This window comes from Oligoflexus sp. (assembly GCF_035638955.1).
Lineage (GTDB): Bacteria > Bdellovibrionota_B > Oligoflexia > Oligoflexales > Oligoflexaceae > Oligoflexus.
Map to the genome: position 1 here is coordinate 125,790 of NZ_DASQYZ010000013.1, position 23,986 is coordinate 149,775.

Sequence of the window (23,986 nt, forward strand, 5' to 3'; positions counted from 1 at the left end):
CCTAATCCGCGCGACGCAGACGCATACCACTGATATTAGCCCGATTGACCACACCGTTGACCCCACCGGGGCCGGCGGTGTAGCGTTCAAAATGCGCAAAATAGCTCATATTACGCGCATCGGCCAGACGCAAGCGATAGCTACGATCGGACTTCAAGTTGAGTCGTGCCGACGAAGACCAGGACCATGTATCCCAGTTGATCTGGTGAGGCATGAATACGGCGGTGCCCTGTGTGTCACCCGTCTTGATGTCGATGGCCTCCACCCATTTCACAGCGGCTGTGATGCCGGTGTTGATAGGTCCAAACGCATTTGCAAAAGCAACTTCCACTCGATAATGGCCATCATCCGGCACTCGGACGTCGGCAATTTGCAAAACCTGATCGGGTCGGCCCCAATCATTAAAATGAATCCGTCCGTGATCGCTTCTCTGTGAAGCACCATCCAGACTGACAAGATCTTCTGGAACCCAAAACTCCCGGTTCCATCCCAACTGACAAAGTTCCGGCGACGGATGGGAAGACAGCGCACCATCCAGATAGGTTTGTATGGACAGGTAACAGCCCTCGCCCGGTACACGCCAGGTATCCTCGCGGATATTCGTGGTCAGCAGACGACCATTGCGATAGAGGTCCCATTGGGTCGCGTTCATCTCGCGGCGATCTATCCCTATGGTGCTGGGATCCACCCACTTTAATCGGGGCTCCATCGGCGCAAAAACTTTTTTATACTCGTCAGGACTCAGCGCTGGTCCCAGCCCCACCTTCGGTTGATGCACAGTTAACGGCCAGCGTTCCGCATCGGCTGCGAGATCAATCTGCACTTGATTATCTGCATTCAATTGAGAAAAGTTTATCGAGAAACCCGATATCTCTTGTCCATTGAAGAGCAGTCGCCTCACTCGAAAAAATCCGTCCTGCGATCCCGTGGTCTTTGGCCACTGCATGGTTATCTGTAAACGTTTGCCGCGCCAGCTTAAATCGTGCAGCGTGATGCGACCCTCGGGCATCCATTGTTCGGCGATTTTTTGCGTCAAAAATGGGTGAATGTGGAGATCATCAGCGGTAGCCTCCAGACCAAACATCGTATCGATGATCATCGATACAAAGGCCGCAACCGACCAAAGCTGCCGCCGTGAATTCACCACGGGGCCGGAGTTGGTGCCGTCCGCGACATAAGGAAGCCCGGACAGAAACTCCAGGTTTTCCATGTGGGAAAGATTCAGTGCGGCCCCGTTCCATAGACTCTGCATCGATTCGGAAACAAAAGGCGCATGACCGACCCTGGCTGCGGCCTTGATCGCATAAGCTGTTACAAAAGGCCAGACGGCGCGATTATGATAGATGGCGGTCGCGGGCAGCTGCGGATAAATGACTGGAGGGCCGGCCTTATGCAGGGGATATTGGGAAAAGATGCGTCGCCCCTCCTCTGGGGAAAGCAAACCGGCCAGCACCGCCAGGGACTGACCCAGCAAATCGAATTTCGCTAAGGGAAAAGCAGCATCAGAGGCGCTGCTCATCGAAGCCAACAATCCTTTTTCGGGTATCCAAAAAAAGTTACGAATCGTGGACGCCAGCGCCTCGGCCCATGCCTGATAACGCTCCTGGCGGTCTGTTTCACCCCAGACTGCAGCATAACGCGATGCCTGACGCAAAGCCTGCAGGTGCAGGACATTGGTGGAAAGTGCAAAGCTCTGACCAATGGCTTTCACATCCTCCCGAGTCCAGCTCGGATAGGTTTGCTCGCGCCAATCCAAAAAGGATTGTTCGCCTCGATAGAGTCCATGCTCGCGATCAAAGATCACCAGCCGGTCGGTTTCCACGGTATTTTTTAAGGCTTCATAGGCTTGAGCCCTGAAACTTTCCTGGGCCAGGGCAGGCAGGAGGGGAAGCAACCGATCCGCGCCCAGACCCCAAACGACCCGATCGGTGCTGATCGGCCAGCTGCCACCACTTCCGGTATCCTGGACAATTTCCACGCCCGAGCCGAAACGTGAATCCTGGCGAGCCTTGGATAGCTTAAAAAGCAGCGTTTCACGACTGCGGAGGGGATCAAGCCACCCCAATCCCAGATCGATGGCATAGGCACTATCCCGCGTCCAAACATAGTGCCAAAGTTCCCCCGTTTCGAAACAGGCGCAGGGGAGCGGCTGTCCATTCTGAAAAGCTCCATCGCGAATCGTGGCTACGGAATTTTCTTGAATCTCGGTCATGGTCAGGGCAAAGAGCGCATCCAGGCCGGTCGATCCGGAACGCAGGTAGGGTTGGTTCGCCGGTTCCTCATACCGCCTTGTATAAACCGATTGGGGCGGACGATCCCTTTGCGGCTGCGTTGAGCTGTGTTCGTAGGCTTTTCGATCACCCGTCAGCGGTTGCGCAGAGAAGTGAACAGCACTCATGAGTTGACTCCCGAGCAGTATGGAAAGCATGGCTGTCGTCCTTGTGATGTCGTTGGTTCTCAGTTGTCCACGTCGAACCCTATTCATGCCTGATCTACGTGGCTTCGACAAGACCCTGGGGAGATGTCACCCAATGTAAAAAATTTTCATGACAAGCCGAAAGCCTTGCGTTAAGCTGCGTCCACTTCAATCCAAGGAGCCCACATATGAAAACAGTTGTTAGCGGAGTTGTCGGACTTTTACTTTCAAGTACCGTATCCTTTGGTGCTGTGCATGATGCGCAGACGGAACTGGACCTCCAGGCCATGGCCCTGATTCATCTTTCGCATATGCAGGAAGCTGGGGCCGAAACGCCTCGCCTGGCCGGCATTGGCGACGTCTTCAAAGACCTCGAAGGGTTGGTGCAACAACTCGAGGAGTTGCAGGATCAGATCGTGGATCAGTTCGATGCGAATGAAAATGGCCGGATCGACCATGGTCCTGAGCTGGATAACTTTAAGGAAACCATGCAGTCGGTTTTCATGCTGCTGGCGGATAGCAATATCAATGGCCGCATTGATCTTGAAGATATCAAGGTCCTGACCCAAACGGTCCTTGATCAAGCCAAAGCCAAGGCTCTGGAAGTGGCTTGTCCGACGATTATCAAGGAAGCCGAACGAGCCGGCTGGTGGCTCCGGTTCCGTCCTGTGCTCAAGCATTTTTATCAGATTTGCATGTTTGGAGCCTAAGGGCAGGAGAAGGGAAGGGCGCTCCCTTCCCTTTTAGGAAAGACTGTGCAGAAAGTCGCCTACGCTTTTATTCATGCGCTTCAGAGCGGCTGCTCCCTGCCGGCTGATCTCTTTCAAATTGTCTGATACTTCGGTTTTGGTATCCTCAAGGGCATCACTGGTTTCGGCTTTGGCCAGGTGGGCCTGCAGGTTCATGTCCTGTAGGAAGGACAGCGCTTTATCCTTGTCCCCTTTGATGGCATTCAGCGCGTGGTCGGCCTGTTCTTTGGCTCCCTCCCAAATCTTCCTGGCATCCATCAGTCCCAGATGCATCTGCAGTTCAGCGGATTCCTTGGTTTTCTCAAGGGTGCTGGCATAATCAGACAGGCGACGGCTCAGACCGTCAACAGTATCGACCAGGTCGGATTTGAGATCCTTGACTTCCATGCCTGCCAGGTGAAGTTTGACTCGTAATTGCTCACCCAGGGATTTCAATTTTTCGGCCGTATCCTGAATGGATTCGCGCAGGTCACCCGTCAGGCCGGATTCATGGGGCAGGGTGTTCAGAGGGTCGTTTTCGAGATGCATAGTGGTTCTCCCTTGTGGCAAACTTTTCAACCAGAATGAGTTTTTTCGCCCAGAGGCGACATCCTTAAGGGCAAAAGCAAGGGTCGTACCAGATTTTTAGTTGGCTCGTGAAGCTCCTGTCCCGCATACTGAGGCCCTGCCCTTGGCAGCTCTCTTGGCCAAAAAGGTGCAAAGCACCTATGATGGAATAAGAGTCATTTACCTAATTGCAAGGAATAGGGACGCAATGATGTCGCCGGATCAGTTCCCCAGTTTTCGCGAAGTGCCCAATACGGGCGTGATTTATGTCATGACCAAAGCCCAGCAGGCCGGATTTCACTACGGTGCAGCGGACTGGGCCAACCTCGGGCAGGGTGCGCCCGAAACAGGTCCATTGGCGGCGGGGGAAAATCGTCTGGAAGTTGTGGCGATTGACGCGACATCGAGTGAATACAGTCCCGTGGCGGGCCATAAGGAGCTGAGGGAAGCGGTCGCGGAGCTCTATAACAAGCGCTATCGACGCGGTTTGAAGTCCCAGTACACCTACGAAAACGTGGCCATCTCGTCGGGCGGCCGCACGGGTCTGGCCCGCGTCGCCGCCTCGCTTGGCCGGGTTCACCTGGGTCACTATCTCCCGGATTATACCGCTTACGAAGAGCTCTTTGATGCCTTCAAAGGTTTCGTCCCCATTCCCATCGTGCTCTCGGAAAAGCATCAGTTTCGCGCCACGGCGAGCCAGCTCGAAGAGGAAATCGTGAGCCGCGGTCTGGGTGCGGTGCTGCTCTCCAATCCTAATAACCCCACGGGCCAGGTGATTCATGGGGCGGAACTGGAACGTTATGTCGAGGTCGGCCGGCGGCAACGCTGCGCTTTGATCTTCGATGAGTTCTATTCACACTATCTCTATGGTGCCGTCGCGCTGGAATCGGTCTCGCTCTCGTCGGCTCGCTACGTGGAAGACGTCAACAAGGAAATGGTGCTCGTGGTCGACGGCCTCACCAAGAATTGGCGTTATCCTGGGCTGCGTATTTCCTGGACTATCGGTCCCAAGGCCATCATTCAAAGAATCGCCTCGGCCGGATCCTTTTTGGATGGCGGAGCGGCCCATCCGCTGCAAAAGGCGGCCATCCCGCTGGTTGATATTCGAATAGCCGATGAGCAGGCCATGATCATTCAAAAGGAATTCACCAAAAAACGCGAGTTGATGATGCGCTCGCTCATCAATTTGGGTTTCCGTTTGCCGGCGCCGCCCCTTGCAGGTTTTTACTGCTTCGTTGGTTTGGACAAACTTCCGTCCTCACTCCAGGATGGTATGCAGTTCTTTGAAGCGGCCTTGCAGAAGCAGGTGATCAGTGTGCCTGGGAAATTCTTTGATGTGAATCCGGGCAATCGTCGCGGGCATATTCCCTCACGCCTGAACAAGTATGTTCGTTTTAGCTTTGGGCCCAGCATGACTGAAGTGGAGCGCGGTCTCTCGCGTCTTAAGGAAGTCATCGCTGAGGCTGCCGCCAAGGGCGAATAGTTGTAAGGCGAAGCACCCTGGCCCGAGGCGAGGGTGCTCCATGAATGTCTTGAGCCGTTGCCTTCACCATGAATCCCTCCCGCAAAAAATTCATTTGAGAGAATTTAATTTCTTCCGCAGCTGGAAGAATGCGCTCTATGCTCCGAAATTCCCCTACGATTCCCCGCACGTACAAATCAATCACGGCCCGGAAGTTACTTTTTGGTGAGGCGATTCAAAACTTTCAATCGGGGCTTGTTGACTTTGCAGCCAGTGAGGAGGAGATTAGGGTCAGAACTGAACGTAACGCTGAAGAGAAAAATATGAAGTTGCACATTTCACAAAACGTTCCGGTACAAGCTGTCGTGATCAGCGGCGTATCCGTGCGACTTATTTCTCTTATTTTCGTGCTTCTTGGCATTGTACTCCTTCTTATTGCCAACGGGGGCCCACCGTAAAGCTTACAAGCGAAAGACGGAGCCCCCAACACCCACAAAGTGTTGGGGGCTTTTGATTTTAACCGCCATGCAGAGGACTTTATGCACTATCGGAGCAAGGAAATCACATCGCGCCCGCCCGCACGGGCCATGTTGAAGGCAACCGGTCTTACGGATGAGGATTTGGATAAACCCTTGATCGGTATTGCCAATACCTGGACCGAAGTCACGCCTTGCAATTTTCATCTGCGCCGCCTCGCGCAGAAAGTGAAAGAAGGGATTCGGGCGCGTGGCGGCACACCGATAGAATTCAATACCATCGCGGTTTCGGATGGCATCACCATGGGGACTCAGGGCATGCGCGGTTCCCTGGTTTCACGCGAAGTGATTGCTGATTCGATTGAACTCATGGTGGAATCGCACCTGTTCGATGGTCTGGTGGCCATCGTCGGCTGCGATAAAACGATCCCTGGCGCCGCGATGGCGATGGCGCGGGTCGATCTTCCTTCTGTCTTATTCTATGGAGGTTCGATCGCTCCTGGTCAATGGCGTGGCAAGAGCGTCACGATTCAGGACGTGTTTGAAGCGGTTGGCGCGCATAACGCCGGCACCATGGCCGACGATGACTTAACGAGTCTGGAAAATCGCGCCTGTCCGGGTGCGGGAGCCTGCGGTGGGCAATTCACCGCCAACACGATGGCCATGGCCTTCTCGGTCATGGGGCTGTCACCGATCGGACTCAGTGAAGTGCCAGCCCTTGACCCTCGAAAAGATCACGCCGCCTTCCGCTGTGGGGAAATCGTGATGAAAAACCTGCAGGAAAACCGCTCCGCTCGCCACTTTCTCACGCCGCTTGCTTTCCGTAATGCAATTGTAGCTGTCTGCGCCACGGGTGGTTCCACCAATGCTGTTTTGCATCTTCTGGCCTTGGCCAGGGAGGCGAACGTCGAACTGCCGATCGAAATGTTCGATCAGATCGCTGCGGAAGTGCCTTTGATTGCGGATTTGAAACCCTTTGGCCGGTATATGGCCACGGATCTGGAACGCGAGGGTGGGGTGGCTCTGGTCGCGCGCAAATTATTCGCGGCCGGTATGCTGGCCGATGCCCCCAATGTGATCGGCCGTACTTTGAAAGAAGAAGCCGATGACGTGAAGGAACGTCCTGATCAGGATGTGATCCTGAATGTGAATAAACCGCTCAAATCACGCGGCGCCTTTGCGATCTTGAAAGGCGATCTGGCCCCCGAGGGTTGCGTCTTGAAACTCTCGGGCAAGGATATCCAGCGTTTTGAAGGACCGGCTCGCGTCTTCGATACCGAGCAGGATGTTTTCACGGCCTGCCAGGACGGAAAAATTGCAGCGGGTGATGTGGTGGTTATTCGCTATATGGGACCCAAAGGGGCTCCTGGCATGCCCGAGATGCTCGCCGTGACTGCCGCTCTGGTCGGTGCCGGCCTGGGTGATAAGGTGGCTCTGCTCACCGATGGTCGTTTCAGTGGCGCCACTCATGGGCTTTGCATTGGGCACATTGCGCCTGAAGCTCATGTCGGTGGTCCGATTGCCATGATTCAGGACGGTGACCGTATCACCATCGATGTTCCGTCCCGCACTTTGAATGTCGATGCGAACCTTGATCGTCGACGTTTGCAATGGAAAGCTCCCGCGCCCCGCTTTGAACGTGGCGTGTTTGGTAAATACATTCGGGAGGTCGGCTCGGCCGCAACAGGAGCGAGCACGCAGCCCTTTTAATCTTCGCCCCTACGCCCGGGGGTGATGGCCTGGAACAGATGAGTCGTTAAAAAATCCTTGCATATGCAAGGGTCGTGGCAGCGCTTTGCCAACTTTATAGGAGACACACAGATGAGCGCAGCATTCTTCGCCCAGCAGGATCTCGACACCACCCTTATCGATGGTCTAACCATCGCCGTACTTGGCTACGGCAGCCAGGGGCGGGCCCATGCTCTCAACCTGCGCGACAGCGGCTGCAAAGTGCAACTGGGGTTGCGGGAAGGGGGTCCCAGTTATGAACAGGCGTTGGTCGATGGCTGGCAGGTGCAAAGTGTGGCGACCGCTGTGCGTGACGCCGACCTGATTTGCTTCCTGACTCCTGATATGCCGCAAAAAGCGATTTATGAAGAGGACGTGAAGCCGCATATGAAACAGGATGCGACCCTCCTCTTTGCTCATGGATTCTCGGTGCATTATGGCCGCATCGAACCTGGTCCCGGGCATGATGTGATCCTCTGTGCTCCCAAGGGTCCTGGCGCTCTGGTGCGTCGTCAGTATGAAGAAGGCCGTGGGGTGCCTTGTTTGATCGCGGTGCAGGCGAACCCATCAGGTCAGGCCAAACAGAAGGCGTTGCAATACGCTCATAAAATCGGCGGAACCCGCGCCGGTGTTTTGGAAACGACCTTTAAAGAAGAAACCGAAACCGACCTCTTCGGTGAGCAGGCCGTTCTTTGCGGTGGCGCCACGGAACTGGTGAAGGCCGGTTTTGAAACTCTGGTGTCGGCAGGTTATCAGCCGGAACTCGCGTACTTTGAAGTCCTGCATGAGCTGAAATTGATCGTGGACCTTCTGTATGAAGGTGGCCTCGCTAAAATGCATCAATTCATCAGTGATACGGCCAAATACGGAACACTCGTGAGCGGTCGTCGGGTCATCGATGCCCATGCCCGCCGCAACATGCAGAGGATTCTGGAAGAAATCCAGGACGGCACGTTTGCAGCACGGTGGGTGAAGGAATACGACACAGGACTGAAGAATTATCGCTCCCAACTGCAGGAAGAGCTGCGGCATGACATCGAATCAACCGGGAAGCGTCTGCGCTCGCAGATGAGTTGGATTCAACAAGCAGGAGATAAGGCCGATGATCGGAGCCGACGCAATCATTAAGGCTCTCGAACACGAGGGCACGGACCTGGTCTTTGGATATCCAGGCGGCGCGATCATGCCCGTTTTTGATCGCTTGCTGGACGCTGGGTTCAAAACCATCCTGGTTCGGCATGAACAGGGTGCATCACTGGCCGCGGACGGATACGCCCGCGCCACGGGCAGGGTCGGCGTTTGCATTGCCACCTCGGGTCCCGGTGCCACCAACCTGGTGACGGGAATCGCCAATGCATTTTTGGATTCCGTACCGATTGTTTGCATCACCGGTCAGGTGGCCACGCCCATGATGGGCACCGATGCCTTCCAGGAAGTGGATATTTTCGGCATGTGCCTCGGCGTCGTCAAACATAGTTTCGTGGCGCGTGATGCCAATGATCTTTATGGAATGGTGCGGCGCGCCTTTGAAGTTGCCCGGAGCGGTCGACCTGGTCCGGTGCTCATCGATCTGCCCAAGGACATTTCGATCCATAATGTCGAAACCCTGACCGCGTGGGAGCCGCTGCAAACCCGTACGCGCCATGTGTCCGAGTCTGCGTTGTATCGGGCCGAACAATTGATTCAAGAGGCCCAGCGGCCCTTGATTTATGTGGGCGGCGGCGTGGGGATTGCGAATGCGGTCCGAGCCTTCCGTAGCTTTGTGAACACGACCCGCATGCCGGTGGTGTCCACCTTAAAGGGTTTGGGATCCATCGAAACCGAACATCCTTTGTTCCTGGGCATGCTGGGCATGCATGGGATGAAGGCCGCAAATTATGCCGTGGAGAACTGTGATCTTCTGATCGCGATCGGAGCCCGCTTCGATGATCGGGCTACGGGCAAACTGCAGGAATTCGCACCCGGAGCCAAAGTCATTCACATGGACATTGATCCTTGTGAAATCGGCAAAAACCGGGCCCCCGAGGTTTCCCTATGCGGCGCCTTGGAACCCAATCTGAAGGCCCTGACGATCCCGCTGGAAAAAGTCGAATGGCTGGAACAATGTCTGGTTTGGAAGGATGAATATCGCTGGAACTACGAAGCCCCCGGTGAAGGCATCTATGCGCCCCGTTTTCTGCAGCTGCTGTCACGCCTTGTGCCGCGTCGCACGATCGTGACCGCCGATGTCGGGCAGCATCAGATGTGGCTGGCGCAGCATTTTGCCTTGCAGCATCCAGCGGATCACTTGACCAGCGGCGGCCTCGGCACCATGGGTTATGGCATGCCCGCCGCGATCGGCGCGCAACTCGGCAATCCCGATGCGCTGGTCATCTGCTGCAGCGGCGACGGTTCCATCATGATGAATATTCAGGAACTGGCCACCATCAATCGCTACAGTCTGCCGGTCAAGATCCTGCTCTTTGATAATCAAAGACTGGGCATGGTCCGGCAATGGCAGGAGCTGTTCTTTCAGGAACGTTACAGTGCGGTGGATCTGTCCGACAATCCTGACTTCGTGGCCCTGGCTCGATCGTTTGGCATCGACGGCATGATGATTCAGGATCGCATGGATGAAATGCCTGGCATTGATTATCTGATCAATCATCCCGGTCCTTGTCTGCTGCACGTGCGGATCGATCCCTTGGAAAATGTTTGGCCACTGGTTCCACCCGGTAAATCGAATATCAATATGATGGAGGGCACACCCTATGCTGTATCACGCTGAGATACTCGCCAGAGATGAAGAAGGGGTCATGGAAAGGATCCTGAGAGTTTTTCGTCACCGTGGGTTCGGCACGCGGACGCTGCGCGCCACCTGTGATCAGGAGCAAAATCTGATTCACATTGAGATCGAAGGAGAAAGTGAACGCCCTCTGACACAGCTCTCCGTTCAGATTGAAAAACTCTGTGAGGTCATCGACGTGACAGTGGGATCACTCCCCGCTGTGCTGCCGAAATTCGAAAGCCGGGGATTGAATCAGGTGATGAGGAGGCCAGTCTATGCAAGTACCAGCCGAGGATAGAGTACAAATTTTCGATACCACGCTGCGGGACGGGGAGCAATCCCCTGGGGCTTCAATGAACCTCGAAGAAAAGGTTCAGATGGCAGAAGTCCTGGCGCAGCTCAATGTGGATGTCATTGAATGCGGCTTTCCCGCCAGTTCCGAAGGCGATTTTGCGGCCGTTCGGGCCATTGCGGATTCCGTGGACGGGCCCACGCTGGCTGGTTTGTCCCGCTGTCGTCGCGATGATATCGTGCGCACCGAAGTCGCTTTGCGTTCGGCGAAACGCAGCCGGGCTCATATTTTCCTCGCCACCAGCGAGATTCATCGGACCTATAAACTGCGCATGAGTCGTGGTGAAGTCCTGCAATGCCTGCGGGAAGGTCTGACCCTCGCTCGCGACCTCTTTGACGAGGTGGAATTTTCCGCCGAAGATGCAGCCCGCACCGAGCCGGAATTCCTAGCCGAAGCGGTGTATGAAGCCATCGAGGCTGGGGCCACGATTATTAATATTCCCGATACGGTCGGCTATGCCGTGCCGCAGCAATTCGGTAATTTGATCCGCTATCTGAAAGTCAAGGTTCCGAATATTAACAAGGCCGTGCTCAGCGTGCATTGCCACAATGATCTTGGTCTGGCGGTCGCCAACAGTCTGGCTGCTATCGAGGCCGGTGCGCGTCAGGTGGAATGTACCATCAACGGCATCGGGGAACGGGCGGGCAACAGCTCGCTCGAGGAGCTTGTGATGGCTCTGAAAACCCGCCGGGATTATTACGGAGTTGACACCGGGATCAACACCCAGAACCTGGTATACGCCAGCACCATGCTGACCCGTATCACAGGCTTGCCTGTTTCGCGCAACAAGGCCGTAGTGGGACTGAATGCTTTTGCTCATGAAGCAGGCATTCATCAGCATGGTGTGCTTATGCATCCTTCGACGTATGAGATTATGCGTCCGGAAGACGTTGGTCGTGCCGGCAATAGTATGGTGCTCGGTAAACATTCCGGTCGGCATGCGTTTCATTACTGGATGGAGGAGCGGGATATCCACTGCACAGAGATGCAGTTCGAAGAGGCTTTCAACGCCTTTAAAAGACTCTGTGATCAGAAAAAAGAGCCGCAGGAGCATGAATTGCTGGCCATCGTAAGGGATATCGTGCACACTGCGGGCCATACGTCCCCTGTGCTCGCCAACTATTCCCTACGAGGAGTGTAACATGTCTATTAAGCCCAGCAATTGGATTTGGCATCGTGGAACCCTGGTCCCTTGGGAAGAGGCCACTGTGCATGTGCTGTCGCACGCGCTGCACTATGGAACCAGTGTTTTCGAAGGGATCCGCTGTTACAACACGAACAAGGGTCCGGCCTTTTTCCGATTGCGCGAGCACGCGAAACGTCTGCTTGAATCGGCATCCATTTACAAGATGCCGGTGACGTATGATGAAAGTCAAATCTGCGAGGCCATTCACAAAGTTGTTGCGGTGAATGGACTCGACGGAGCTTATATTCGGCCGATTATTTTCTACGGCTATGGCAGCATCGGCGTTATGCCGACCAGCGTCACGCGCCTTGAAATGTCGATCGCCGCTTTTGAATGGGGCGCTTACCTCGGCGCCAAAGGTCTGGAAGAAGGCATTGATACCTGCGTTACATCGTGGCAGCGCGCGGCGCCTAACACGCACCCGCAGCTGGCCAAAGCCGGCGGCAATTATCTGGCCTCGTTTTTTATGGTCGATGAAGCGAGGCGCCACGGTTATACCGAAGCCATTGCTTTGAACAGCCAAGGCTTTTTGAGTGAAGGTCCGGGTGAAAACCTTTTTATCGTGCGTAATGGCAAGATCTATACACCTTCCATTCACTGCTCGATCCTGGAAGGCATCACGCGCGATACGGTCATGCAGATTGCCAAACACCTCGGCTATGAGCTGGAGGAAGGCACTTATCCGCGCGAACTCCTTTATCTCGCCGATGAACTTTTCTTCACGGGAACGGCCGCGGAAATCGTACCGATTCGCAGCGTCGACGGTCGCAAAGTGAAGGATGGCAAGCCTGGTCCCATCACCAGGGCCTTGCAAAAAACCTTCTTTGGTCTTTTCCAAGGTGAAACTGAAGATCGTTGGGGCTGGCTCGAACCTTTGAAAAAATTCGAGGCCCCTCCGCAAATCCTGGAGGCTTCCTATGCATCCCCGGACCCTTCTTGACAAAATTTGGAGTGCGCATGAGGTGGCGGCGGAGTCCGCCGACCATCCCGCCATCCTTTATATCGATCGTCACCTCGTTCACGAGGTGACCTCGCCCCAGGCCTTTACCGAGCTTCGGCAACGGGGCCTTCGGGTGAGGCGCCCGGATAAAACCTTTGCCACGCTCGACCATTCCATTCCCACCGATGCCCGGCGTGAAGCCTATGTGGATGATCAGGCCCGGCTTCAGGTCGAAACGCTCCGGCGCAACTGCCGGGACTTCGGGGTTGAACTCTTTGATCTCGGGTCATCCACCCAGGGCATTATCCATGTGATTGCTCCCGAGTTGGGACTGACCCTTCCTGGACAAACCATAGTGTGTGGTGACTCGCATACCAGCACGCATGGTGCCTTCGGAGCCCTGGCTTTTGGTATTGGAACGAGTGAAGTCGGTCATGTCCTTGCCACCCAGTGTCTTCTGCAAAAAAAGCCTAAAACACTCGCCGTTCATGTGGAAGGTCAGCTCGGACGTGGGGTCACAGCCAAGGATTTGATTCTGGCCATCATCCAGAAGCTCGGGTCTGGTGGGGGGACGGGTTACGTACTCGAATACCGCGGTCCCGCGATTGAAGCGCTCGATATGGAAGCGCGCATGACGCTATGCAATATGAGTATCGAAGCCGGAGCGAAGGCAGGTTTGATTGCCCCGGATGAACGAACATTTGCCTGGCTCAGGTCCCGGCGTTACGCCCCAGCCGAGTCTGCATGGGAGGGAGCGGTCACCGCCTGGCGCCAGTTAAGAAGTGATGTGGGAGCGGTCTTCGATCGCGAGATTTATATGGATGCGCATGCGATTGCCCCGATGGTCACCTTCGGCACTTCGCCGGATCAATCGGTGGGCATTCAGGATCATGTTCCTACTGATGATCACCTTCAAGGCGCCTTGCAGTATATGCGGTGGCAGCCGGGGCAGAAAGTTGAAGGCGTGCCGATTGATGTCGTCTTTATCGGCAGCTGTACGAATTCCCGTATCACCGACCTCCGTGCCGCGGCCAAAATCCTTAAAGGTCGTCATGCCGCGCCGGGGCTGCGCCTGATGATTGTGCCGGGTTCCGTTGAAGTGAAAAGGCAGGCTGAAGTCGAAGGCCTGGCCAAAATTTTTCTGGAGGCGGGAGCCGAGTGGCGCGAACCAGGTTGTTCGATGTGCATCGCGATGAATGGGGATCAGTTGCAACCGGGTCAGCTTGCGGTCAGTACCAGCAACCGCAATTTTGCCGGTCGCCAGGGCAAAGGCTCACGGACCATTCTGGCGAGCCCTTTAACAGCAGCAGCGTCAGCGGTCACAGGGCATCTGACCGATCCGCGGGTTTTTTTGCTTTAGGAGTTTTGCATGCAAGCCTTCCATAAACTCTGTTCTGCATTTATCACGCTGCCGATGGAAAATATCGACACCGATCAGATTATTCCCGCTCGCTTTCTCAAGCAAACCCACCGCGAAGGTTTGGGGGAAGCCCTCTTTTATGATTGGCGCTATGAGGCCAATGGCCAGCCTAAACCGGATCAGGTCCTGAATCAAAAGGCCGGCCAGGACTATGAAATTTTAGTCGCCGGTCGGAATTTTGGCTGCGGTTCCTCGCGGGAGCACGCAGTGTGGGCTTTGCAAGGTTATGGTTTTCGCGTGATCATCAGTCCGTCCATCGGTGATATCTTCAAAAGCAATGCGCTGAAAAATGGTCTTTTGCCGATTGAAGTGGACGCACCTTTTTATGAGCGCATTCGGGCTCAGGAGGTCGGAGCGCTTTTCATCGACCTCGAAAAACAGGAAGTCAAGCTGGCTTCGGGTGAAATTCAAACTTTTTCCATCGATTCGTTTGCGCGGCTCTGCCTTTTGAAGGGCGTGGATCAACTGGGTTATCTGGTGGGAATGGACGAGGCTATAGGCAGTTTTGAAAGGAGAGCCCTGTGACCGATGCGCATATCGTTATATTGCCCGGTGATGGGATCGGGCCCGAGGTACTGGAAAGCGCGATCCTGGTGCTGCAGCGGGCGGCTCTTTTAGGCTCCATTGATCTTCGTTTGGAACATGGCTGGATCGGTGGCGCCGCCTTGGATCTTTGCGGCGAACCTATATTTCCCGAGACCCTGGAGGCCTGTAAGCAGGCGCATGCCGTCCTGTTAGGTGCGGTAGGCGGACCGAAGTGGGAAAAAAATCCAGGACATCTGCGGCCTGAAGCGGGCCTGCTCCAGCTGCGCAAAGAGATGGGCGTTTATGCCAACCTGCGGCCCGTGGTGACGCGTCCTTCCCTGGCGCCGTTTACACCCTACCGACCGGAGATCCTTGAGGGTGTGGACCTGCTCATGGTACGGGAGCTGACCGGCGGCATTTATTTTGGTGAAAAAGGTCGGACGCCCGACTCGGCTTTTGACGTCTGCAGCTATCAGCGCGAGGAAATCGAACGCATCACACGGGTCGCCGGACGCCTGGCGCAAAAGCGGCGAAAAAAGCTGTGTTCCATTGATAAAGCCAATGTGATGGAAACCTCGCGCCTATGGCGCCAGGTCGTGACCGAGGTCATGGAGCGGGAATTCCCTGATGTGCAGCTGACCCATATTCTGGTGGATGCGGCGGCCATGTATTTAACGCAAAAGCCGGCGCAATTTGATGTGCTGCTCACCGAAAATATGTTCGGTGATATCCTGTCGGATCAAACGAGCACACTCGCCGGTTCGCTGGGTCTTCTGCCTTCCGCTTCGATCGGTGATCGGCATCGAGGCCTCTATGAGCCCATTCATGGCTCCGCTCCGGATATTGCCGGTCGCGGCATTGCCAACCCGATCGGAACCATTTTGAGTGTGGCGATGATGCTGCGGCTTTCTCTGCATCAACCGGAGATTGCTGATGCCGTGGAAAGGGCTGTCGAGAAAGTCCTGGCCACCGGACCTCTGACCCCCGATCTGGAACGAACTCATCCCAGTCATACGCGGGAACTCACCACTCGCGTGTGTTCCGCCTTGGGCGCGGAATAGTGCAGGGAGAAAGGTGGAACTTCGGTTCCACCTTTTTTCAAGCCTCACGCGCAGCCTGCAAACAGGTTTGCCAAAATAATTCCAAATCCTCGGACAGCGTGTGCACACTCCCGAGAGCGAGGCGAACAAAACGCTGTCCCTCGAGTTGGGATGGATAGACCAAAAATTTTTTGCCATCCTCACTGAGTTGATTCAAGCGCTCCAGGAATCTCTCGTTTTTTGCCGTATCCTCGGTAGCCAGCTGAAAACAAACGAGTCCCCATTCGGTACGTACCACCTGTTTGAAAATTCCGGAGCGATCGATCTTATCGCGTACCCACGTGGCCTGTTGAATCGATTGCCGAAGGTATTGCTGGAGACCTTCCACTCCATAATAAGACAGCACCATCCAAATACGGAGCGCGCGGAACCGTCGACCGAGTGGAATGGACCAGTCTTTAAACTCAGGGTTATAAATCTCTTCCTCGCTGGTTTGCGCCAGGTACTCGCCGCCTGCGGCATAGACGGCTTTGAGGAGCTGCCGATCGCGAATAAATAAAAAGGCCGAATCGAATCCGCAGAGCAACCACTTCGAGCCATTGAAATTAAATGAGGTCGCAAGGTCCTGGATGCATCGCGCGCGTTCACGATACTCCGGCAAGATCAAAGAGGCTCCGGCATAGGCGGCATCCACATGCACCCATATCTGCTCCTGCTCATGGAATCCTCGGAAGGATTCGAGTTCATCATAGCCGCTGGTATTGGTCGAACCATAATTGAGCAGAACACAGCAAGGCGTTAAACCCTGCGCTCGATCTTCATTCATGGCCTCGCGCACCTGGTCCGCTGTGATCCCATAATTACCGTGCGAGAGGCGTTTGGCGCTAATCTTGTGCAAACGCATGCCAGCGACACGGACTGCCTTGGGACCTGAAAAGTGAGTTTGGTCGGACATATAAACAACGAGCGACGAGGAATCCTGCCAGTAGATGTCTTCGAGCGCGTGAACGCCCGCATCCTCTTGCAAATGTTTATGCACTCGGGCTGCGACCATGACCACGGCCATGGCTTCTCCTGCCGTGTTTTGGATAAGACCCCCACCCTGACGAGACTGATGCAGAAAGGGCGAGTCGTCCGGAGCATGCAGCATGCGCATGACCCAATCCATGACCACGCATTCCAGCTCGGTCGCAGCGGGATTCGCACTCCATTGCAGACCGACCGAACCCAGGGCTGCGATTAAAAGCTCACTTAGAATAGCAGGAATGGAGGTCGTCGCGGGATAGTAGGCAAAAAAGCGAGGATGCTGCCAGTGCGTGATCGCGGGCAGGATGTTCTGTTGAATAATGGACAGTAAACTCTCGACATTCGTGGCTGTCTGAGGGGCCTCTTTGGGAAATCCTGCGGCCACGGCTCCGGGCTTAAGATCAGGTTTTACCGGTTGGTCCTTGAGGTGGCCCAGGTGATCGCCGATCACAGCCAGCATCCGGCTGATGTCCTGCTCCAATTCTCTGGGGTTCAAACGATACGAGGGCGTGCCGTGGTCTATATTTTGCTTCATGTCTTCATCATCCTTCCTGACCGAGGTTGCCCGCGTCTGATATTCTGGGTAACTCTGCCGACATCCTATGCTAAAATCCCTGGCAGGTCTTCGAAATTTCTGGACGGGCGTTATGTTGAAGTTCCTTTATCTGAATCCGTTGAAGCTGGGCTACTTCCTGACCCTTGGGACCAGCTTTGCCATTGTTCTCAGCGCCGGTCACCAACAGTTGGACCAGGGCCATCAATGGCACATGGAACCAGGACTTTTGGTCAGTCTTGGACTGAGCCTGATCAGTTTTCTATTCTTTGTGGACGGGCGTAAAGCTCAATGGCTCATGGGCGCGGGACTTGTGTCCGCTACAGTGGTGTCATTGTTCTATCTCTTTATGATGCCCGCGCGTGCTTATTTCGTGCTCTGCCTTTTGATGCTGAGTGCCTATCTGCTATCTGGTGTGGTCACCCGGGAACGTTGCCGACCGGACATTTTTCGTCATGATATAATCAAGAGCGTCCTCCTCATGACGGCATTGAACTGGATGCTCGTGCAGCTTTTTCGGGTCACTGACGATACGACAGCTCAAACGTGGCTGGTTTTTTCCACGTGGCTCTGTTTGCTGTTTTCCATAATTGATCGCTTCTTTACCGGCAAAATTGTGAAGAAAGAAACTCTGTGGTTGGCGGCCGGAGCTGTCTGTATCGGGATTGTGCCGCTCTTCATGTCGGAAGACTATTTGGTGGCCGCGAGTCGCATGACCCTCCTGGGGCTCCTGGCCTGCGCTCCCACCTTTCGTTTTCGTCATGGGGTCCGGCGACGATTCACGAGGCTCGTAGAAGGACTTTTTTTTCATCCGGATGGCGTTGTCATCACCTTTTTCATAGGGTTTTGCGCGATAGGGACTCTGGCTCTAGCCTTTCCGTTCCGCGGTGCGGAAGGTGGCGGAATTGCCTTGATTGATGCTGCTTTTACGGCTGTGAGCGCAGTGTGCGTGACGGGACTCACGGTTTTGGATACGGTCAAGGATTTCAGTCGCATCGATCAGGTGATTATTCTCATTCTGATTCAGATAGGTGGCCTCGGGATCATGACTCTCTCTTCGCTGGCTTTGTTCCTGATGGGACAGAGAATGAGTGTGACGCAGGAAGCTGCACTGGTTGGCGTCATTGGGCAAAAAAAGCTTAAAACCGAAGTGCGGCATACTTTGGGTCGCATTTTGTTATTCACTCTTCTGGTCGAAATGGTGGGCGCGTTTGTCTTAACCATGGCCTTTGCCAAGGCGGGTCAGCCTTGGACCGTCTCCCTCTGGAAGGGCGTCTTCACCGCAATCGCCGCTTTTTGTAACGCCGGGTTTGCCTTGGAAAGTGCCAATCTGATTCCCTGGCAAAACCATCCGCTGGTTTTGCACACCGTGGCCGCCCTGATCATCATCGGTGGACTTTCACCTGCATTCGTTATGGCCATGCCGCGCCTGGGTCGGGAAGGCCCTATTCCTATCCAGTATAGGCTGGTTTTGATCGCGACGGTGGCTCTGCTTTTGGGTGGAACGGTTATCCTTTTAGGAACGGAATGGAGTGCCAGCCTTAAAGACCTCTCGGTCATCGACAAATTCCATAATAGTTGGTTTCTCTCAGTCAGCACCCGAACGGCGGGATTTAATGCGACTGACATGAGCACTCTCAGCAAACCTTCAATTTACGTCATAATGCTGCTTATGTTCGTCGGAGGGAGCCCAGGAGGGACAGCCGGTGGTATTAAGACCACAACGTTTATGGTCCTGATTTTTACGGCCGCCAACATTATTCGCGGTCGGCTGGAAGTCACCATGTTTGGGCGTCATCTGAAACACACGACGGTTTATCGGGCGTTTACCGTCACACTCCTGGCCATGGGGGTGGCGACGCTGGCGTTTCTGTTATTGATCCTGTCGCAGCCTCTGGCCAGCGAACCTCTTCTGTTTGAAGTGATATCGGCACTGGCAACGACGGGCCTGTCCCTAGGCATCACGCCTCAGCTGGATTCATTTGGAAAAATAGTAATCATGGCATGCATGTTTTTCGGTAGGGTCGGTGCCCTGTCGATCTTTATCTTTATGTTGGAGCAACCCATACGCCCGCGCTGGACCTTGCCCAGTGAGGATGTTGTGGTCAGCTAGTCTTATCCAATGGAAAGTGGGAGTTCCTATGAAAAAACAAATCATGGTCATCGGACTCGGGCAGTTCGGAATGGGTCTGATTAAAACCCTGGCGAAAAAAAATGCCGAAGTCATTGCCATCGATATGGATCAAAAGAAGGTTCAGGCCGCGTCGACCTATGCAGCTCAGGTCCTCTGCTGTGATGCGACCGATGAAGATACGCTACGGCAGCTGAATCCAGCCTCACGCGATGTCTGTATCTGTGCCACAGGCGACCAGTCCAAGGAGGCCGCGATCATATGTACGGCACTTCTGAAGCAAATGGGGGCGCGACGCGTGATTGCACGCGCCAATGATGAGCTGCATGCCAGGATCCTGAGCCTTGTCGGAGCGGATGAGGTCATCAACCCTGAATGGGCCTTCGGAGAACGTTTTGCCAACCGCGTGATTGACGAAGCCATCCTGGAGGAAATGTCGCTGGGATCGGATTTGGTTGTGACCGAGTTTAAAACGCCGGGTGCCTTCGCCAGCAAATCGCTACTCGAACTGAACCTGCGCCGACGTTATGAAATGACGGTGGTGGCCATCCGTTCGGCTCAGAACGGTCAAGTGAAGCTGGCGCAGCCTGAGGAGGTTTTGCATCGTGACGATATTCTGGTTGTCGTGTCGACAATGGGCAGCGTATCGCGTCTCCTGGCGGAATGCAGAGGACGGGATTAAGGACAAAGGAACGACGTATGTTTGCTTTTGAACGGCGCTTTCACCGAGGCATGGTGACTCTCCTGGTCATCCAGGTCATCCTCAGCTTTTTTACCATCTATCTGTTGGAGAGAATGGTCCAGGACAAACAGCGCGTCCCGGTTGAGGTCGACCTTGGGTTGCGTCGGAGCATGAATACGCTGATGACAAGTTTGCAGAGTTCTGAGGCTGATTTCACCGTATGGAATCTGCAGTGGAGCAAGGGTCTCACGGAAACGGGGCAGCTGCTTCACGAAGCCCATCATCCGGTCACCCTGTTCCTGACGCTTTCCAAATTGGATAGTCGGACCCTACATCAGGACGTGGCCGTTCGGAAACAGGCTGAACTCATTATAATGAACCTGGCCAAAGCTTATGATAGTCACTGGACCCAAACTCAAAAAGCCTTCCGGCTGACCGTCATTGGCGGAGCGTGGTCAGTTACGCTTTTATCCTTGATGGGTTTTGTCGGTCTTGCTTACGTGCACAGCCAAATCAAACGATACCTGCTGGTGCCCTTGCGCGAAATCTGTCAATGCCTCATCGACTGGAAACAGGGGAATCGCCTGCGCCGCTGTTCCGTCGCGGGTCTTGACCCCAACGTGCAACGCTCCCTGGATATCCTGAATCGATGTTTGGATGAACATCGACCGCTCAAGGTCATGACTCCCGTTGAACGTCACTTCAGCGAGCAGGATACCTAGCCGACAGACCGTGGGCGGGCTCGCCACAGCATGGCCCTAGGACTCCGGCTGCGATATTGATCTTTTCGAAGCTCGTGAAACGATCGTGGATCACTGAAATGCCGTGGTTCTTTGGCGCTCAATTCTTCCGTCCTGTGAATCATCCTTTGTATCTTTCCTTATGAAGGAACTCTGTCTCCAACGGCCAACCATTCTTTGTCTCGGAGAATACTTGGGTGATTCCCTTTCACTCGAGTTCTCTGCAGGCATTGGCATCACTCGCGCCGATGCCATGCAAACGTCGGCTTGCCAGACGATGTTGAACGCATGATCGAGCGGTCAGCGACTCATTCTTCGTATGGAGAAATAGAATGCAGTGATGTTTTTGCAAACAGCGACAGGCCATCACAGGCCTTATCATCATGGGGTTGTGGTTGCTGAGCCACAGCATAGTAAAATATGGGTAGCCGATCTGCATGGAGCCCAAGGTCTTCATCGTCTCCTGCACAGTTATCACGATTTCCATACACGTAACGTGATTCATGACGATCCCATTTATGTACGGGATGAATGGAAACCTGGAAGTCTTTTTCAAGCTGGTCATCGAACCGATGTTTTTACAAGTTGGGCCTCGCGCCGGATGTAAGCATCTGCACGCCTTCTTGCGAGCACGTATGTTCCAGCATCCTTTGACTCCACCGGGCGTGATTCGATCCACACGCGAACGCAAAAGCTGGCAAGGCATGGAAGGCGTGTGGTTTGCGGTTCAGCATACAACCGGCATCGATCTGCAGGAGCCGGCGCTTGATTCCGCGACGCCGGTCGCACAGTTTATTAACCCGGAAAGCCCGCAACTGGCGGCACTTCTCGCTCATGTCGCGTCGTAAATCAAAACAGGACTTAGTTACGAGCGTTAAAAAAAATTTGGCGACAGTGTTTATTCACGTTCGCCTTTCATGGAAATCCCCATGCGGCGTGGATTGCATGGATGGAAAAGCAATCACCGCTGTACTATCCCCGCTACAGACACTCCATCGTTTTCATCGAAAAAAATTCTTCCAGAGCCTGTTCTCACGGCTTCCTCATTTTGGAACGACTTCTGCAAAAGGGGTCCTGTCAGAACACAGAGCTCATCAAGCTCACGAAAACGTTATGTAGATAGGATACACCATGCATTGTTGTCAGAAGTTAGCGCTTATTCTGCCTTTGCTGATTCCCGTAGCTTGCCAGGAAAAAGAAAACAAAACCGAGTATCGTTATGTGGACTCTCAAGGTAACCTCGTTGAGAACCCCGGCTGCCAGGCTGATTTACAAGCCCTATGTAGTGAACTCCAAACTCGAATCGATGCAAAACAGGAAGAAATCAAAACGCTGATTGACAGCGGTGATACGGTTGCCTTGTACAGGGCCCAGCTGGATCTCAATGAGTTGATGGAGATTCAGAGTTCCTATGAAAAAGGCAATAGCGATGTCACGGCCATTCAAAGCCGCTACCAATCGCTTCGTCAGATGCTGGATGCCAAACCCGCTGACACGGACACCCTGAATGCCGTGACCTATCAAAAAGATGAACTCGCCGCCGTACGTGAAGTTTTTGATGCGCTGGGTGAACTCACCATCGATCCTGCGGTTGTGTCGGAAATCGCCAACGATAAAACCAAAACGGTGACCTTTAACGCCCAGGAATCAGGAACGCCATGGGCCGCTTACTGGTATCCCAAACGCAATAAGAGCATGTACGAAGCCGAAAGCGCTCCGCTGCGTAAACTTGATACCTGGCTGAACGCTCAGGACAAGAAAAGCAAGATTGTCGAGTGGGAACTGGATAATTTTGATGTCGCGGCTGCGGAATGGGAAGGTCTCTGTGATGCCTGGGCCATGGCTTCGGTCATGACGCTGGAACCGAAAAAGGACGTGACTGTCGACGGCGTCACCTTCACACCGAGTGATTTGAAAGCGCTGACTATCAAGTATTATGAGGGCTATAAACCCAAAGTTTATGGTCGCCGTTACCAGGGTCTGGCCGCCACAGACGGTTTGATCCAGGATTTGCGTCCCGAAGCGTTCCATCGTTTGATGGAAGAGTATATCGGTAAGAATAAAAAGCCGATCATCATCGACGAGGATCCAGGTCCAGAAATTTGGTCCAAACCGGTCTTCCGCGTCGCTGTGAACATTATGAAAGATCCAAGCAAGCCCCAGGCCCTTTTGGTGAAAGCTTATCCTTGGATGACACGTCAACGCGCTGATGTGGATAATTCACCCACAAGTCTGGCCAATGATCTGGCGGCGCCCACTTATGAATATCGCCTTTATTACGACGCCACCCCCACGGCCGACGGCAAATTGAAAATTATTGCCGGCGAGTGGATCAATGGGAGCTTGAACTTCCACCCTGATATGGTCTTCCTGCCCCAAGGCAAAGACAACAAAGACCAGCTCAATCCGGAAATGAAAAAGCACAATGCCGATATCCGAAAACTTCTGGATAAGGCAGGGATGTTCAAACCCTGACCGTCCAGCTGTTTAATATAACACCATCTTTGCATAAGGATTACTTCGATGAAAACATTCTCCATGTCTGTCCTCGCGTTCGGTCTCGTGGCTTCTGCTTCAGGTTTTGCTGCTCAAGGCGGCAGCCAGTCTCAAATGACTCTGGAAGGCCTGAAAAACAAATGTACGGAGCTGTCGGCTAACGAGCAGCTGAAACCATTCAAAGCCGTCGTAACCTGTAAGCAAGTTTCGACCGAATGGCGCCCAGCAGCTGAAGCTCCAAGCGTTGAAGTGCAGAACACGAAACAAATCGGCGCATCTTTCAGCCTGAAAGGCTACGCTGTACCTTTCCAAGCTGAAGACGTGGAAGTAGGTCCCGCCACTGCCGCTTGTACTGTGCTTGAGCAATATAAACTGACTGTTCCAGCTGTTGATATCGAACTTGATTGCGCTGGCCTCCAGGCCGTTCAGAAACTGACTGACCTCTGCGGTCCAGCCATTGATGAGCGCGTAACTGCTGATCCAAGCATTCAAATCGAAGAAGCAACCGGTGTAACATTCAACAGCTGTAACCCTAATTCGCAAACTCGTTAATCTGTTCCGCTTCTGACTCCATTCCAGGGAGGGGGTTCAAAGTCCGATGGAAGGATTTTGAGCTTCCCTTCCTATTCCCTTTCGGGGACGGGAAATGGAGCTGTCGCATCAGCTTAATCAGTCAAATTTCCGGGTGTGTTTGAAATTATCGTGGGATTTCACTGCTTTGAGGACGGAACGAGGAAAAAAGGGGGGTTCA

Annotated in this window: 21 protein-coding genes; 17 read left to right on the top strand and 4 right to left on the bottom strand. The window is 54.1% G+C overall.

Annotation, left to right across the window (positions count from 1 at the left end; genetic code table 11):
• Window position 1: 1 nt before the first annotated feature.
• The gene (locus VE954_RS01300) at window positions 2–2,428 is read right to left on the bottom strand and encodes a hypothetical protein (RefSeq protein WP_324948836.1); all 2,427 of its coding nucleotides are present in this window, start codon (window positions 2,426–2,428) and stop codon (window positions 2–4) included.
• A 176-nt stretch (window positions 2,429–2,604) separates the two neighbouring features.
• On the opposite strand from VE954_RS01300, the gene VE954_RS01305 reads away from it, so the two are divergent.
• Entirely contained in the window at window positions 2,605–3,126 is a 522-nt protein-coding gene (locus tag VE954_RS01305; protein WP_324948838.1) for a hypothetical protein, read from the top strand.
• Window positions 3,127–3,159: 33 nt separating this feature from the next.
• Here the strand turns inward: VE954_RS01305 and VE954_RS01310 are convergent, their stop codons facing one another.
• On the bottom strand, window positions 3,160–3,693 hold the full coding sequence (locus VE954_RS01310; protein WP_324948840.1) for a hypothetical protein: 534 nt from the start codon (window positions 3,691–3,693) through the stop codon (window positions 3,160–3,162).
• A gap of 226 nt (window positions 3,694–3,919) precedes the next feature.
• Between VE954_RS01310 and VE954_RS01315 the strand changes: the two genes are divergently transcribed.
• From VE954_RS01315 to leuB, 10 genes are all read left to right on the top strand, one after another.
• Window positions 3,920–5,194, top strand: coding sequence for a pyridoxal phosphate-dependent aminotransferase (locus tag VE954_RS01315; protein ID WP_324948842.1), 1,275 nt, complete (start codon window positions 3,920–3,922; stop codon window positions 5,192–5,194).
• A gap of 518 nt (window positions 5,195–5,712) precedes the next feature.
• Complete coding sequence (ilvD, locus tag VE954_RS01320) at window positions 5,713–7,359, top strand: dihydroxy-acid dehydratase (RefSeq protein WP_324948844.1); 1,647 nt, start codon at window positions 5,713–5,715, stop codon at window positions 7,357–7,359.
• 111 nt (window positions 7,360–7,470) lie between these two features.
• Window positions 7,471–8,505, top strand: a complete 1,035-nt coding sequence (ilvC, locus tag VE954_RS01325; RefSeq protein WP_324948846.1) for a ketol-acid reductoisomerase — start codon at window positions 7,471–7,473, stop codon at window positions 8,503–8,505.
• On the top strand, window positions 8,480–10,144 hold the full coding sequence (ilvG, locus tag VE954_RS01330; protein ID WP_324948848.1) for an acetolactate synthase 2 catalytic subunit: 1,665 nt from the start codon (window positions 8,480–8,482) through the stop codon (window positions 10,142–10,144). Before ilvC ends, ilvG begins: the two co-directional genes overlap by 26 nt.
• Window positions 10,128–10,442 (top strand): acetolactate synthase 2 small subunit, encoded by a 315-nt coding sequence (gene ilvM / locus VE954_RS01335; protein WP_414698958.1) that lies wholly within the window; start codon window positions 10,128–10,130, stop codon window positions 10,440–10,442. Before ilvG ends, ilvM begins: the two co-directional genes overlap by 17 nt.
• Window positions 10,420–11,637 (top strand): 2-isopropylmalate synthase, encoded by a 1,218-nt coding sequence (locus VE954_RS01340; RefSeq protein ID WP_324948852.1) that lies wholly within the window; start codon window positions 10,420–10,422, stop codon window positions 11,635–11,637. Before ilvM ends, VE954_RS01340 begins: the two co-directional genes overlap by 23 nt.
• Before the next feature lies 1 nt (window position 11,638).
• Window positions 11,639–12,622, top strand: a complete 984-nt coding sequence (locus VE954_RS01345) for a branched-chain amino acid transaminase (protein ID WP_324948854.1) — start codon at window positions 11,639–11,641, stop codon at window positions 12,620–12,622.
• Window positions 12,600–13,982 (top strand): 3-isopropylmalate dehydratase large subunit, encoded by a 1,383-nt coding sequence (leuC, locus tag VE954_RS01350; RefSeq protein WP_324948856.1) that lies wholly within the window; start codon window positions 12,600–12,602, stop codon window positions 13,980–13,982. Before VE954_RS01345 ends, leuC begins: the two co-directional genes overlap by 23 nt.
• A gap of 9 nt (window positions 13,983–13,991) precedes the next feature.
• Entirely contained in the window at window positions 13,992–14,567 is a 576-nt protein-coding gene (gene leuD, locus VE954_RS01355; RefSeq protein ID WP_324948858.1) for a 3-isopropylmalate dehydratase small subunit, read from the top strand.
• On the top strand, window positions 14,564–15,628 hold the full coding sequence (gene leuB, locus VE954_RS01360; protein ID WP_324948860.1) for a 3-isopropylmalate dehydrogenase: 1,065 nt from the start codon (window positions 14,564–14,566) through the stop codon (window positions 15,626–15,628). The genes leuD and leuB overlap by 4 nt, the downstream gene beginning before the upstream one ends.
• Before the next feature lie 37 nt (window positions 15,629–15,665).
• Here the strand turns inward: leuB and VE954_RS01365 are convergent, their stop codons facing one another.
• Window positions 15,666–17,168 carry a pyridoxal-dependent decarboxylase gene (locus tag VE954_RS01365; protein WP_324948862.1) on the bottom strand — a complete coding sequence of 501 codons (1,503 nt, stop codon included), beginning with the start codon at window positions 17,166–17,168 and terminating at the stop codon, window positions 15,666–15,668.
• 112 nt (window positions 17,169–17,280) lie between these two features.
• Here VE954_RS01365 and VE954_RS01370 point away from each other — a divergent pair, with 112 nt between their 5' ends.
• Genes VE954_RS01370 through VE954_RS01380 form a run of 3 tightly spaced genes read left to right on the top strand, consistent with a single transcriptional unit; the run spans window position 17,281 to window position 20,721 of the window.
• Window positions 17,281–19,299 carry a TrkH family potassium uptake protein gene (locus tag VE954_RS01370; protein WP_324948864.1) on the top strand — a complete coding sequence of 673 codons (2,019 nt, stop codon included), beginning with the start codon at window positions 17,281–17,283 and terminating at the stop codon, window positions 19,297–19,299.
• 28 nt (window positions 19,300–19,327) lie between these two features.
• Entirely contained in the window at window positions 19,328–19,999 is a 672-nt protein-coding gene (locus VE954_RS01375) for a TrkA family potassium uptake protein (RefSeq protein ID WP_324948866.1), read from the top strand.
• 17 nt (window positions 20,000–20,016) lie between these two features.
• Complete coding sequence (locus VE954_RS01380) at window positions 20,017–20,721, top strand: hypothetical protein (protein WP_324948868.1); 705 nt, start codon at window positions 20,017–20,019, stop codon at window positions 20,719–20,721.
• Window positions 20,722–20,947: 226 nt separating this feature from the next.
• On the opposite strand, the gene VE954_RS01385 is transcribed toward VE954_RS01380, so the two are convergent.
• Window positions 20,948–21,244 carry a hypothetical protein gene (locus VE954_RS01385; RefSeq protein ID WP_324948870.1) on the bottom strand — a complete coding sequence of 99 codons (297 nt, stop codon included), beginning with the start codon at window positions 21,242–21,244 and terminating at the stop codon, window positions 20,948–20,950.
• Window positions 21,245–21,374: 130 nt separating this feature from the next.
• Here VE954_RS01385 and VE954_RS01390 point away from each other — a divergent pair, with 130 nt between their 5' ends.
• From VE954_RS01390 to VE954_RS01400, 3 genes are all read left to right on the top strand, one after another.
• Window positions 21,375–21,587 carry a hypothetical protein gene (locus VE954_RS01390; protein ID WP_324948872.1) on the top strand — a complete coding sequence of 71 codons (213 nt, stop codon included), beginning with the start codon at window positions 21,375–21,377 and terminating at the stop codon, window positions 21,585–21,587.
• A 283-nt stretch (window positions 21,588–21,870) separates the two neighbouring features.
• Window positions 21,871–23,214, top strand: a complete 1,344-nt coding sequence (locus tag VE954_RS01395) for a hypothetical protein (protein WP_324948874.1) — start codon at window positions 21,871–21,873, stop codon at window positions 23,212–23,214.
• Between the two features lie 48 nt (window positions 23,215–23,262).
• On the top strand, window positions 23,263–23,787 hold the full coding sequence (locus tag VE954_RS01400; RefSeq protein ID WP_324948876.1) for a hypothetical protein: 525 nt from the start codon (window positions 23,263–23,265) through the stop codon (window positions 23,785–23,787).
• Window positions 23,788–23,986 lie beyond the last annotated feature (199 nt).